The organism is Bradyrhizobium sp. (genome assembly GCF_030697065.1).
Classification (GTDB): Bacteria; Pseudomonadota; Alphaproteobacteria; order Rhizobiales; family Xanthobacteraceae; genus Bradyrhizobium.
In genome coordinates this window covers 1-13128 of record NZ_JAUYQU010000286.1, presented here as the reverse complement: position 1 = coordinate 13128, position 13128 = coordinate 1, and the positions used below count along the sequence as shown (strand labels likewise).

11 protein-coding genes are annotated in these 13128 nt (G+C 62.5%); 8 read left to right on the top strand and 3 right to left on the bottom strand.

Translation table 11 applies throughout. The annotated features are described in order from the left end of the window. The 7 genes from nuoL to Q8R73_RS22380 form a co-directional block, all read left to right on the top strand. Nucleotides 1-1897, top strand: a 1897-nt coding sequence (gene nuoL, locus Q8R73_RS22410; RefSeq protein ID WP_305721732.1) for an NADH-quinone oxidoreductase subunit L, incomplete at its 5' end; no start/stop codon positions are given. Next, nucleotides 1897-3405: an NADH-quinone oxidoreductase subunit M gene (locus Q8R73_RS22405; protein WP_305721731.1), complete on the top strand. Its 1509-nt coding sequence runs from the start codon at nt 1897-1899 to the stop codon at nt 3403-3405. The genes nuoL and Q8R73_RS22405, both read left to right, overlap by 1 nt. Before the next feature lie 24 nt (nt 3406-3429). Continuing rightward, the gene (nuoN, locus tag Q8R73_RS22400) at nt 3430-4863 is read left to right on the top strand and encodes an NADH-quinone oxidoreductase subunit NuoN (RefSeq protein WP_305721730.1); all 1434 of its coding nucleotides are present in this window, start codon (nt 3430-3432) and stop codon (nt 4861-4863) included. After that, nucleotides 4864-5676 carry a biotin--[acetyl-CoA-carboxylase] ligase gene (locus Q8R73_RS22395; RefSeq protein WP_305721729.1) on the top strand — a complete coding sequence of 271 codons (813 nt, stop codon included), beginning with the start codon at nt 4864-4866 and terminating at the stop codon, nt 5674-5676. Then, nucleotides 5676-7346, top strand: coding sequence for a ribonuclease J (locus Q8R73_RS22390; protein ID WP_305721728.1), 1671 nt, complete (start codon nt 5676-5678; stop codon nt 7344-7346). The genes Q8R73_RS22395 and Q8R73_RS22390 overlap by 1 nt, the downstream gene beginning before the upstream one ends. A 73-nt stretch (nt 7347-7419) precedes the next feature. Beyond that, nucleotides 7420-7824: a methylmalonyl-CoA epimerase gene (gene mce / locus Q8R73_RS22385; protein ID WP_305721727.1), complete on the top strand. Its 405-nt coding sequence runs from the start codon at nt 7420-7422 to the stop codon at nt 7822-7824. A gap of 1 nt (nt 7825) precedes the next feature. Next, the gene (locus tag Q8R73_RS22380; protein WP_305721726.1) at nt 7826-8101 is read left to right on the top strand and encodes a DUF1467 family protein; all 276 of its coding nucleotides are present in this window, start codon (nt 7826-7828) and stop codon (nt 8099-8101) included. A gap of 46 nt (nt 8102-8147) precedes the next feature. Here the strand turns inward: Q8R73_RS22380 and Q8R73_RS22375 are convergent, their stop codons facing one another. From Q8R73_RS22375 to Q8R73_RS22365, 3 genes are all read right to left on the bottom strand, one after another. Continuing rightward, complete coding sequence (locus tag Q8R73_RS22375; RefSeq protein ID WP_305721725.1) at nt 8148-10163, bottom strand: TRAP transporter fused permease subunit; 2016 nt, start codon at nt 10161-10163, stop codon at nt 8148-8150. 205 nt (nt 10164-10368) lie between these two features. Further along, nucleotides 10369-11421 (bottom strand): TAXI family TRAP transporter solute-binding subunit, encoded by a 1053-nt coding sequence (locus tag Q8R73_RS22370; protein WP_305721724.1) that lies wholly within the window; start codon nt 11419-11421, stop codon nt 10369-10371. 292 nt (nt 11422-11713) lie between these two features. Beyond that, the gene (locus Q8R73_RS22365) at nt 11714-12133 is read right to left on the bottom strand and encodes a globin (RefSeq protein WP_305721723.1); all 420 of its coding nucleotides are present in this window, start codon (nt 12131-12133) and stop codon (nt 11714-11716) included. 548 nt (nt 12134-12681) lie between these two features. Between Q8R73_RS22365 and Q8R73_RS22360 the strand changes: the two genes are divergently transcribed. Continuing rightward, nucleotides 12682-13053, top strand: coding sequence for a DUF2946 domain-containing protein (locus Q8R73_RS22360; RefSeq protein ID WP_305721722.1), 372 nt, complete (start codon nt 12682-12684; stop codon nt 13051-13053). The last annotated feature ends 75 nt before the right edge of the window (nt 13054-13128 follow it).

Here is a 13128-nt window from a genome sequence, read left to right as displayed (position 1 = left end):
CGCCCATGACGATCATCATGCGGCCGAACCGCCGGCGGCGGGGTCGCGTGCGGCCGAGCTGATCACCACCGGGTTGCTGCTGGTGTCCGCGGCGCTGTCCTGGGTCGCCCTGGTCGACGTCGGCTTCATGCAGCATGACGTCAGGATAGCGCTGTTCACCTGGATCAATTCCGGCGACCTTCAGATCGCGTGGGCGCTGCGGGTCGATACGCTCACCGCCGTGATGCTGGTGGTGGTCAACACCGTCTCCTCGCTCGTGCACCTCTATTCCATCGGCTACATGGACGAGGATCCGCACCGCCCGCGGTTCTTTGCCTATCTCTCGCTGTTCACCTTCGCGATGCTGATGCTCGTGACCTCCGACAATCTGGTGCAACTGTTCTTCGGCTGGGAGGGCGTCGGCCTCGCCAGCTATCTGTTGATCGGGTTCTGGTACCAGAAGCCGTCGGCCAACGCCGCCGCCATCAAGGCCTTCGTGGTCAACCGGGTCGGCGATTTCGGTTTTGCCCTCGGCATTTTCGCCATCTTCATGATGGTCGGCTCGACCGATTTCGAGACCATCTTTGCCGCGGCGCCGGGGCTGACCGGCAAGACCATCGACTTCTTCGGCTGGCAAGCCGATGCGCTGACTCTGATCTGCCTGTTGCTGTTCATGGGCGCGATGGGCAAATCCGCCCAGTTCCTGCTGCACACGTGGCTGCCGGACGCCATGGAAGGCCCGACGCCGGTCTCGGCGCTGATCCACGCCGCGACGATGGTCACCGCGGGTGTCTTCATGGTGGCGCGGCTGTCTCCGCTGTTCGAGCTCGCGCCGGACGCGCAGGCCGCGGTGATGTTCTTCGGCGCCACCACCGCGCTCTTCGCGGCGACCGTCGGCCTCGTGCAGAACGACATCAAGCGGATCGTGGCCTATTCGACCTGTTCGCAGCTCGGCTACATGTTCGTGGCGATGGGGGCGGGGGCCTACTCGGTCGGCATGTTCCATCTCTTCACGCATGCCTTCTTCAAGGCGCTGCTGTTCCTGGGCTCCGGCTCGGTGATCTATGCGATGCATCACGAGCAGGACATCCGCAACATGGGCGGGTTGAAGGACAAGATTCCCTTCACCTACATCGTGATGGTGATCGGCACGCTGGCGCTGACCGGCTTTCCGCTCACCGCGGGCTATTTCTCCAAGGACGCCATCATCGAATCCGCCTACGTCTCGCAGAACCCGTTCGCGTTGTACGGTTTCCTGATGACCGTGATCGCGGCAGGGCTGACCTCGTTCTATTCATGGCGCCTGATCTTCAAGACCTTCCATGGCGAGCCGCACAACCAGGAGCATTACGAAGCCGCGCACGAGGCTCCGTTGTGGATGCTGGTGCCGCTCGGCATTCTCGCCGCCGGATCGATCCTCGCCGGCTTCCCGTTCAAGGAGCTGTTCGCGGGCCATGGCGTGGCGGAATTCTTCCGTGAATCGCTCAAGATGCATCCCGGGATCATCGACGAGATACACCACGTGCCGCGGGCCATCGCGTTCCTGCCGACGGTCATGATGGCGCTGGGCTTCGTGGTGTCGTGGCTGTTCTATATCCGGCGGCCCTATTTGCCGGTCGAACTCGCCAATCAGCACCAGATGCTCTACCAGTTCCTGCTCAACAAATGGTACTTCGACGAGCTCTACGACCTGATCTTCGTCCGGCCGACCAAGTGGCTCGGCCGCTTCCTGTGGAAGAAGGGCGACGGCTACGTCATTGACGGATTCGGTCCCGACGGCGTGTCGGCGCGGGTGCTCGATGTCACCCGCAATGTGGTGAAAATCCAGACCGGCTATCTCTATCACTATGCCTTCGCGATGCTGATCGGGGTCGCAGGTCTGATCACCTGGTTCATGTTCGGCGCGGGGGCCCATTGATGACTACCTGGCCCATTCTTTCGGTCGTCACCTTCCTCCCGGTGGTCGGCGCGCTCCTGATCTATCTCAGCCGCGGCGACGATGAAGCCGCGCGGCGCAATGCGCGCTGGATCGCGCTTTGGACCACCCTGATCACGTTTGCGGTGTCGCTGATCCTGGTGTGGCGCTTCGACGCCGCGCAGCCGGATTTCCAGTTCGTCGAGAAGGCGCAGTGGCTCGCCAGCGGCATCACCTATCACATGGGTGTCGACGGAATCTCGCTGCCGTTCGTGATCCTGACCACCGCCCTGATGCCGTTCTGCATCATCGCGAGCTGGAAATCGATCACGCTGCGGGTGGGCGAATACATGATGGCGTTCCTGCTGCTGGAAACGCTGATGATCGGCACCTTCTCCGCGCTCGATCTCGTGCTGTTCTATCTGTTCTTCGAAGGCGGCCTGATCCCGATGTTCCTGATCATCGGGGTTTGGGGCGGCCCGCGCCGGGTCTATGCCTCCTTCAAGTTCTTCCTCTACACGCTGCTCGGCTCGGTGCTGATGCTGCTGGCGATCATGGCGCTGTACTGGAACGCCGGCACCACGGACATTCCAACCCTGATGAACACCGCCGTACCGCGCAATTTGCAGACCTGGGCGTGGCTGGCGTTCTTTGCCTCCTTCGCGGTGAAGATGCCGATGTGGCCGGTTCACACCTGGCTGCCGGATGCGCATGTCGAGGCGCCGACCGCGGGCTCGGTGGTGCTGGCCGCCATCCTGCTGAAGATGGGCGGCTACGGCTTCCTGCGCTTTTCGCTGCCGATGTTCCCGCTGGCTTCGCAGGACTTCGCACCGCTGATCTTCGGCATGTCGGTGATCGCCATCATCTACACCTCGCTGGTGGCGCTGATGCAGGAAGACATCAAGAAGCTGATCGCCTATTCGTCGGTCGCCCATATGGGCTTCGTCACCATGGGCATCTTTGCCGGCACCACCCAGGGCGTCGCCGGCGGCGTGTTCCAGATGGTGTCGCACGGTATCGTGTCGGGCGCGCTGTTCCTCTGCGTCGGCATCGTCTACGATCGCATGCATACCCGCGAGATCGCGGCCTATGGCGGACTGGTCAACCGGATGCCGCTCTACGCCGTCGTGTTCATGGTGTTCACCATGGCCAATGTCGGCTTGCCGGGCACGTCCGGATTCGTCGGCGAGTTCCTGACCCTGATCGGCACCTTCAAGGTTTCGATCCCGACCGCGACGGCGGCGACGCTCGGCGTCATCCTGTCGGCGGCCTATGCGCTATGGCTCTATCGCAAGGTCGTGTTCGGAAAACTGACAAAACCGTCGCTGGCCAGCATCAAGGACCTCACCTTGCGCGAGGGGCTGACGCTGCTGCCGCTGGTCGTTCTCACCATCCTGTTCGGCGTCTATCCGAAGCCGGTGCTCGACATGTCGGCAGCCTCCGTGCAGCAACTCGTCAACAACTACAACACCGCGATCACTGCCGTGAAGGCAGCCGCGCTGCTGCAATAACGCAGCAGATTAGGACAGCGCGCCATGAGCTTTGAGAGTGCAGGATATCAACTGCTGCCCGTGCTGCCGGAGCTGGTGCTGGCGGTGGGCGCCATGGCGCTGCTGATGCTGGGGGCCTATGGCAAGGACACGACGAAGCTCGTCACCAGCCTGTCGGTCGGCCTTCTCGTGGTCGTCGGCGCGCTGGTGCTGATGCTGCCGGGCGGAAAACTGGTCACCTTCGGCGGCAGTTTCATCGTCGACGATTTTGCCCGCTTCCTGAAGATACTGGCATTGATCGGTTCGGCGGCGACGCTGGTCCTCTCGACGGAGTTCCTGGCCGATCCGTCGCGGCGGATCTTCGAATATGCGATCCTGGTGCTGCTCTCGACGCTCGGCATGATGGTGCTGATCTCGGCCGGCGACCTGATCATGCTTTATCTTGGTCTCGAGCTGATGAGCCTCGCGCTCTACGTGGTCGCCGCCAGCAACCGCGACAACGCGAAATCCACCGAAGCTGGCCTGAAATATTTCGTGCTCGGCGCGCTGTCATCGGGCATGCTGCTGTACGGTGCCTCGCTGATCTACGGGTTCACCGGCACCGTCAGCTTTGCCGGGATCGCCGCGGCCGCCAAGTCCGACAGCATCGGCATCGTGTTCGGGCTGGTGTTCCTGCTGGCCGGGCTTTGCTTCAAGGTCTCGGCAGTGCCGTTCCACATGTGGACGCCCGACGTCTATGAGGGCGCTCCGACCCCGGTCACCGCGTTCTTCGCGTCCGCGCCGAAGGTCGCGGCCCTGGCGGTGTTCACCCGCGTGGCCCTGACCGCGTTCCCGGGCATCGTCCCGCAGTGGCAGCAGATCGTGGTGTTTGTGGCGATCGCCTCGATGGTGCTGGGGTCGTTCGCCGCCATCGGCCAGACCAACATCAAGCGCCTGATGGCCTATTCGTCGATCGGCCATATGGGCTTTGCGCTGGTCGGCCTTGCCGCCGGCACCGTCGAGGGCGCGCAGGGCGTTCTCGTCTATATATCGATCTACGTCGCCATGACGCTCGGCACCTTCGCGGTAATCCTGACCATGAAGCGCAACGGGCAGCACGTCGAAACCATCAGCGATTTCGCAGGCCTGTCGCGCACCAATCCGCTGCTGGCGTTCTTCTTCGCGATGCTGCTGTTCTCGCTGGCCGGCATCCCGCCGCTGGCCGGCTTTTTCGCCAAATGGTACGTGTTCGTGGCGGCGATCAAGGCCGATCTGTTCACGCTGGCCGTGGTCGGCGTGCTCGCCAGTGTGGTTGGCGCCTATTACTATCTGACCATCATCAAGGTGATGTATTTCGACGAGCCGCTGGCCAGGCTCGATCCGATGCGGATGGAATTGCGCACGGTGCTGGCGGTCGCGGGCCTCTTCAACATCTTCTTCTTCGTCTATCCGGGGCCGCTGGTCAGCGTGGCGACGTCGGCGGCGAAGTCGCTGTTCTAGATGGCATTTACGCTCGGTCCGCGGGCCATATCGGCGGGTTACCGGCTCGCTGGCTTCGACCAAATTGGCTCGACCAATGCGGAAGCCATGGCGCGGGCGCGCGATGGCGAGTATGGTCCGATGTGGTTCGTGACGTCGGAACAGACGGCGGGACGCGGGCGGCGGCATCGCCCCTGGGTTGCGCCGCGCGGTAATCTCGCCAGCAGCATCCTCGAAGTCATCGACGTATCGCCCGCCGTAGCCGCGACCCTTGGCTTTGCCGCGGGTCTTGCGCTCGAGACAGCACTGCAAAAAGTAAGCATCGAAGCGTCGCTGAGGTCAGCGGGATCGGATGACATGAAGTATTCGCTGAAATGGCCCAATGACGTGCTCGCGGGACGGCAGAAACTGGCCGGCATCCTGCTGGAGGCCGAGGCCGTGCCGGGGGGCCGGCTGGCCGTGGTGGTCGGAATCGGCACCAACGTCGTGGCTGCCCCGGAAGGCACGCCGACGCCCGCCACCTCGCTGGCGGCGCTGGGCGTCCAGGTCGGCGCCGAGGACCTGTTCGCCGAGTTATCTGATGCCTGGGCCGGGTTCCGCGGCATCTGGGACGATGGCCGCGGCTTTGACGAGATCCGGCGGCAGTGGCTGGAGCGCGCGGCCGGGCTTGGACAGCCGGTCACAGTCCGCACCGGCGCAGCGTCGGTCGCGGGAATATTCGATACCATCGACGAGCAGGGCTGCCTGATCATCCGGCAAGCGGACGGCCATCGGGTCCCGATATCGGCCGGCGACGTCTATTTCGGCTCGGCAGCCTCGGCGGGGGCGATCTGATGGCGCGTCCGGACGAACTGACCTTTGCGCCGCTCGGCGGTGTCGGCGAGATCGGCATGAACCTGTCGGTCTACGGCCTCGGCAACCGCCATCAGCGGTCCTGGCTGGCGGTCGATCTCGGCGTGTCGTTCGGCGACGAGGAGCATCTGCCGGGCATCGATCTGATCATGCCGGACATCCGCTTTCTTGAAAAAGAGCGGAAGAACCTGGTCGGCCTCGTCCTGACCCATGCCCATGAGGACCATTTCGGCGCCATCATGGACCTGTGGCCGAAGCTGAAATGCCCGATCTATGCGACCCAGTTCAGCGCCGCGCTGTTCGCAGCCAAATGCGCCTCCGAGCGCAATCCGCCGAAAATTCCGGTCACCGTGGTGCCGTCGGGCGGCCGCATCGATATCGGCCCGTTCAGCGTCGAGTTCATTCCGGTGGCTCACTCGATTCCGGAATCCCATGCGCTGGCGATCCGCACCGAAGTCGGCACCGTGCTGCATACCGGCGACTGGAAGATCGATCTGACCCCTATCATCGGCGTGCCGACTGACGAGCGGCGGCTGCGCGAGCTCGGCGATGCCGGCGTGCTGGCGCTGATCGGCGATTCCACCAATGCGGTGCGGGAAGGGCGCTCGCCGTCCGAAATGGAAGTCGCCAGCAACATCACCGAACTGGTCAAGAACGCCAAGGGCCGGGTCGCGGTGACCACCTTTGCCTCCAACGTGGCGCGGCTGCGTGCCGTCGCGGACGCGGCAAAGGCCTCCGGACGTGAGGTCGTCGTGGTCGGCCGCGCCATGGAGCGCGTGGTGCAGGTGGCGCGCGAGACCGGCTATCTCGACGGCGTGCAGAGCTTTCGCGGTGTCGATCTCTACGGCCATTTTCCGCCGGACAAGGTGCTGGCGCTGTGCACGGGAAGCCAGGGCGAGCCGCGCGCGGCACTGTCGCGCATCGCCAATGACGACCATCCGCAGGTCACCCTGAACAAGGGCGACTGCGTGATCTTTTCCTCGCGCACCATTCCCGGCAACGAGAAGGCGGTCGGCGGCATCATCAACGGGCTGATCAACCAGGGCATCGAGGTCATCACCGACCGCACCCATCTCGTCCACGTTTCCGGCCATCCGCGTCGCGACGAACTGCGCGACATGATTTCATGGGTGCGTCCGCAACTGCTGATCCCGGTTCACGGCGAGGCGCTGCATCTGTTCGAGCACGCCAAGCTGGCGAGGGCCGCCGGCGTGCCCAAGGTGCTGATCTGCCGCAACGGCGATCTGGTCAAACTGGGCCCGGGCGATCCCGGCGTGATCGAGCAACTGCCGTCCGGACGGCTCTACAAGGACGGCTCGATCCTGGAGGACTCCAAGTCGCGCGCGGTGGTGGAGCGCAAGAAGCTGGCCTTTGCAGGCTGCGCCTTCGTCGCCTTCGCTGTGACCGACAAGGGCGAACTGGCCGACGACCCCGAGGTCGAACTGGTCGGCATCCCCGAGAAGAATTCGGCCGGCGAGGAGATCGACGAGATCGTGTTCGACGTGGTGGTTACGACCCTGGAAGGACTGCCGCGGGCCAGGCGGCGCGATCCCGACGCGATGGCGGAGTCGGTGCGGCGTGCGGTGCGCGCCGCGATCAGCCAGCATTGGGGCAAGAAGCCCTTGTGCTATGTTCACGTTCTGACGGTGTAGGCGCGTGTTCTGCAAAACGATATCGGTTTTGCGATTCGGCTCGCGCAAGGTAATATAAGGCGGAGGGGATGCCATGCTGGGCCGGCTCAATCATGTGGCGATTGCGGTCAAGGACGCCGAGAAGGCCGCAAAAATCTATGGCGCGGCGTTCGGGGCGGAGATTTCCACGGCGGTGCCGCTGCCCGAGCACGGCGTCATCACCGTGTTCGTGACGCTGCCCAACACCAAGATCGAATTCATCCAGCCGCTCGGCGAGGCCTCGCCGATAGCAAAATTCATCGAGCGCAATGCCGATGGCGGCATCCATCACATCTGCTACGACGTGCCCGATATCATCGCGGCGCGCGACAGGCTGATCGGCGAGGGCGCCCGCGTGCTCGGCGACGGCGTGCCGAAGATCGGGGCGCACGGCAAGCCGGTGCTGTTCCTGCATCCGAAAGATTTTTCCGGCGCGCTCGTCGAAATCGAACAGAACTGAGATGGTCTATTCAATCTCGACCGCGCTGGCGATCTACTTCGTGTTGTGGTGGATCGTGCTGTTCGTGACGCTGCCGTTCGGCGTCCGCAGCCAGCATGAGGACGGCGACGGCGCGCCAGGCACCGACCCCGGCGCCCCGATCGCGACCCAGATGGGCCGCAAGCTGATCTGGACCACAGTGGTCGCGGCGGTCGTCTACGGCCTCGGCATGCTGGCCTATCGCGCGGGCTATCTGAACATCGAGCGGCTGTCGAAGTTGATGGGGACGTCGTTCTAGGCGTGCCGATTGGCCGACATGGCCACGCCTTTTTCGCCGGCCCGTGTCAACCTTCGCCGACAAGGTTGACTTTCGCGGTCTGAAGCTTCGATCGCGGAGCCGTTTCATCATCCTCGATGTCCAGGGCACCCGTACTCTCGGGTGGTGCAACAATGCGATGGCGCCAGACGCCGGCTACCATGCCAATCGCCGTCACCACTGCGGTCATTCTTGCCAGGTTGTCGTCGGGGTGCATCAGCGTTACCAGGGCGAAGACAGCCAGCACGATGCGCAGGCCTATATCCAGGGCCACGTTCCTGCCGGTCCTTCCGAACATCGCAAAGGCGACCCCGCATACGCCGATGATCACGAGCAGTGCGGCTGCGAACTGCGGCCAGCCGGTGGTCGTCACCATTTCAGGCCGGGCGAAAATGGAGAAGGTCATCAATGTAATCGGCAGGCAGATCTTGAGCGCTTCCCACATGGTCCGCATGAAGGAGGCTTCCGCGATACGCGCCGAGATCGCCGCCGTGAGCGAGGTCGGCGGTGAAAGCTCGCCCCAGACCGAGATGAGGAACACGAAGAAATGGGCAACCCAGGGGTCGACGCCGAGCTTGGTGAGCGGACCGACGATGACGACCGCTCCGATGATGTAGGTGGCGGTGGGCGGCAGACCGGCTCCGACTAGCCAGCCAAAGAAATACGCCATGCCGATGACTGCGGTGAGGTGAACCGAGCCGAGATCTAGCAGCATGCCGCCCATCCGGTTGATGAAGCCGGTCACGGTGAAGAGACCGATCATGATTCCGAGGGTCGCGAGCAGCAGCGTCAGGTAGGACGTCATGTCGGCGTGGGTTTCCACGCTGAGCATGATGTTTCTCCACAGCGTCTCATCCTGGACCGTAGGATCCCTGGCGATGTGCTTGAAGTAAAGGAAGGCGGCGATCAGCAGGGCAAACATGAACGCAGCCGTATAGAGCGCGGCACGCAGTTCGCCGATACCGATCCAGCCCATCAGCACTATCAGGAAGGCGACAGATAGAAAGAAGATCGATGTCTTGACCGTCTCATACAAAAGAACGGTCGGCGCCTTGATCGAGGTACCGGGCAAAAGGCGGACGCACAGGAGGTAGACCGCGAACGAAAGCGCAATGTAATATGTGAGGGCAAGACCGAATCCGCGCGCCACGACGTCCCAGTAGGGTACGCCGAGAAACTCGGACATCAGGAACGCGCCGACGCCCATCAGTGGCGGCATCAGCAGTCCGCCCATGGAAGCGGCCGTCTCCACAGCGGCTGCGAACGCGCCAGGGACGCCGTAGCGCTTCATCAGCGGGATCGTGATGCTGCCGACGACGACGGCATTGGCCGAACCGCTGCCGCTGACCGTGCCGACGGCCAGCGAGCCGAGTACCGCCGTCTGCGGAATCATCTGCCGATTGCGTCCCGCCAGACGCCGCATGACATTGATCATCGCGGCCTGCGCGCCAAATCCGTGCGCCGCGGCGGCGAGGGTGAGGAACGCAGCGACCAGGGTCAGGGCAAGCTGGCCGTAAATGCCGTAGATCCCGGTCGAGAACTCGACCGTGCTTGATGTGACCACGCGATAGAATGTCGTGCCGGGGTGCCAGAAGAAATCGAGCGGGCTCCAGTATCCGTACATCGTGTAGATGACGAGAACGAAATTGATCCAGAACAATGTGGGATGCGCGAGCCGCGACAACTCCATGACAAGCAGAAACACGAGCAGCCCGACGATGAAGTCCTGGCGGGAATACGAGCCTTGCCGGTAGATCGCGACGTCTTCGAAATTGAACCAGAAATAGTAGAAGGCATAGAGACAAATGCCGATATAGACGGCGACGATGGCGTCGTTCGCACGCGGCGGCAGCCATTTGTAAAGGTAGTCGTTCCGGTACATGAAGAGGATCTGCAGGATCAGCGCGATCGACATCAGCCGCGAGACGAGTTCCTGCGGGCCGCCACTACCGGTGTAGAAATACCAGAGCAGCCACAGCAGCAGGACCCAGGAAAAAAACAGGGTTAGTGTGTTCAGGCTGAATGTCCGCGCAAGCATACTCATCGGCGTGTATCCCGTCCCGTCGGAAAATCGTCTCGCCGCCGCGAGCTTGGGAAAGCGTGCGCTTTGCACGCGCCCCTCTTGCCGGCGTCTGATGCGTTGACCGTTTCCAGTGCCCGGTTAGCCGGGAGCGTTTTTTTTGCTAAGTCGGGCAAAGGTGCCGATACCCGTCAGGTATCGGCACCCGCCCAAGTGGATCGCGATGCGATCAGCTCGAGACCTTCCAGTTGTCCTTCCAGGCCTTCTGTTCCTTCAGGAACCTGGCAAGTCCGGGATGGACAGGAATGTCCGGATTGGCGCTGATGCCGTTGACCTGCATGCCGACGAAGTCCTTTGCCATCGGCGTGAAGCCCGGGTCGGCCTTGGCCAATTCTTCGCGGTTCTTGTAGAAGGCGCTGACCATCTTGTAGATGACGTCTTCGGACAGGTCCGCGCGCGCGTTGTAGCCGAACAGGATCGGCACGCCCTGGATGGTCGCAACGCCGACGTCCTTGGTGAAGGCGACTTTCGGGTCGACTTCCGCGATGGTGAGGCCGGCGGACTTCAATTTCGCGATCTCGTCCGGACACGGGTTGACGATCCTGACGTCGGTCCGGATGTCGGTCTCCTTCCAGTAGGGCGCGAGCGAGCGGCCGGCGGTGGTATAGGCGACCGATCCTACGATCGTGCCGCCTTGGAGCGCGTCCGAGTTCGATTTCGCGTCGATCTGGACGTGCTTGAAGTCGTAGCCCAGGGCCTTGTACACGCGCTGGAAGTTCAGCCAGTTCATGAAGCCGGCGGTGGTGAAGAAAGTCGGCTTGCCGCTGAGGTCCTTCAGGCATTTGTAGTCGCCGGCCTTGCTGGCCGGGACTGCCATGAAGGATTCCATCGGATAGGCGTACCAGGTGTGGACGAGCTTCCCTTTGCCCGGCTTGTAATCCTTGAAGCCGCCGACACCTTCATACACCTGGGTCATGCCCACGTCGGCCGTGTAGCCGATCTCTCCATCACCATCCATTGCCGCCTTCATCGCGCCGGTGGTGGATGGATAGGGATTGACGGTGACGGTGTATTCGCCGCCGAGCGCCTCTTCGAGAACCTTTCCCATCGCGGCAGCTACCTTGTAGCCGTAAGAGTCGACACTCGATGTCGACCAGCGGATCGACTTGCGCGGTTGGGCTTCCGCCGGCTGGATCGCCGGGATGGCCACCATCGTGGCGATTGCCACCGCAGATGCGGTGAGGATCAGACCAAGTCTTGCCTTGTGCATCGTTTCCTCCATTGGTTTGCCTCCGTGGTTCGCACCCACTGGAAGGCTCCAGCGGGTATTGGCGATGAACTGATTTCACAGTTCTTGCGCCTAGAGACCGGCTTCGAAATTGCGGCAAGGCCGCCATTCGCTTGGCCGTGTGATCGCGTCCCGTTTCGCGAGACTACAGGGCATGCAGGCACCGATCCATCGCGCATATGCCGCAGATCAACGGAACAAGAGCAGCAAAGCCGGCGCCGCGCGATTGTGTGTTCTTGTTTTGTGCCGAGGCAGCATTCAGATTACTCCCATGCAGATCAGGAAGTCAGGCTTCGGTTTGCCCTAGCCTCTCAGCGACGAGGGCATCGATCTCATCGAGCAGATTCCGCCACGCGTCATCAATCGCCGGCGTCCAGTCGTATCCGAGCAGCTCCCGCAACGTATCGGCGATAACGCCGAAGAATTTGCCGAACAGTTCCCGCGGCGTGCCGTAGGCGTCGTGCGACAGCACTTCGCATTCGATCATGCGAAAAGGTCCGCTGCGGTTGCCCGCGAAATCCAGCATCGCATCGATCGTCAGCGCCAGCATCGAGCCCTGGACGAGTTCGCTTCCCTTGCTTCGGAACATCGCCCGCGTTTCCGGGTGCTCGCGGAACAGGCGGCGATAGACCAGCGGCGTGAGATCCTCGCAACGCCGCGCCGCGAGTTCAAAGCTGTGCTGGATCGGATTGGCCGGTGCCGTCATGTGTGCCGCGATTCGTTGCGGTGAGCCGGTAAATCCAGACATCCTGAAAAAACAGGCTGAAAAAAAAGAGCAGGGCGCGTGCCCTGCTCCAAAAATTGTGTCGACCCTATTTCCCCGCAAAGATTGGATTTGATCTTGATTGACGGGGCGACGCTGCTTGTGCGCGCCAGGGCTCCTCCCGAGACTTGGACCACCAGACTTGAACCTTGCGGCCAGCCTGAGCCGCCTTGGTAGACCATCTTTTTCGTTTTGTCATCAATTTCAGCAACGATTGTTCAAAATTAGAGCAATCAGCGTAATGATTGGAATTTCGCCACCCGCGGTTGCAGCCGGCCAGGATTCAAGTTTGGATAAACTGATGATGTCCGGTCATTCGGGAAGAGGTGTCCCGGCGTCGCTGCGGCGATATCGTGTCTGTTTCCTTGCTCTGCCTCAAACAGGCTTTTCATTCGGGTCCTATGGTCACCGCAGTATGTGAACGGGGGAAGCTGATCTCGACTCCGGACCCGCCGCATGATTAGCTGGTTGTCTTGAAGAGGTGGTTTTTGATGCGCCGGAGGTTGCGGAAGTTTCTTCCCATCGTCCTGATAGCCCTCGCGGTGCAGATCCTTGCACCGATCGGTGCCTGCTGGGCGGCCAGCATCGCTGCCTCCGATCCCCTCCATGCGGCACCGATCTGCACGGGCAGTGCAACTTCGGCCACGGACCAGACCGGTCAGACCGGGCGGGGCACCCATGACGGCGCCTGTGCGATGTGCTGCCTGGCACATGTGAGTGCTTCACTCGATACGCCCGAGGCCAGCTTTGCAGCGCCGTTACGACAGGCCGAGCGCGTGGTGTGGATCGACGCCACGCCTGAACGGTTCGGTCCCCGGCCCGGGTGGCACGCCCAGGCCCGCGCGCCTCCTTCGGATTCCTGACGACGAAAACACTCCCGTGATCCGGTGTGGCTCAGGCCATGCCGAATAGTGTCGTTGATCTGGCCGGCCGCCGCG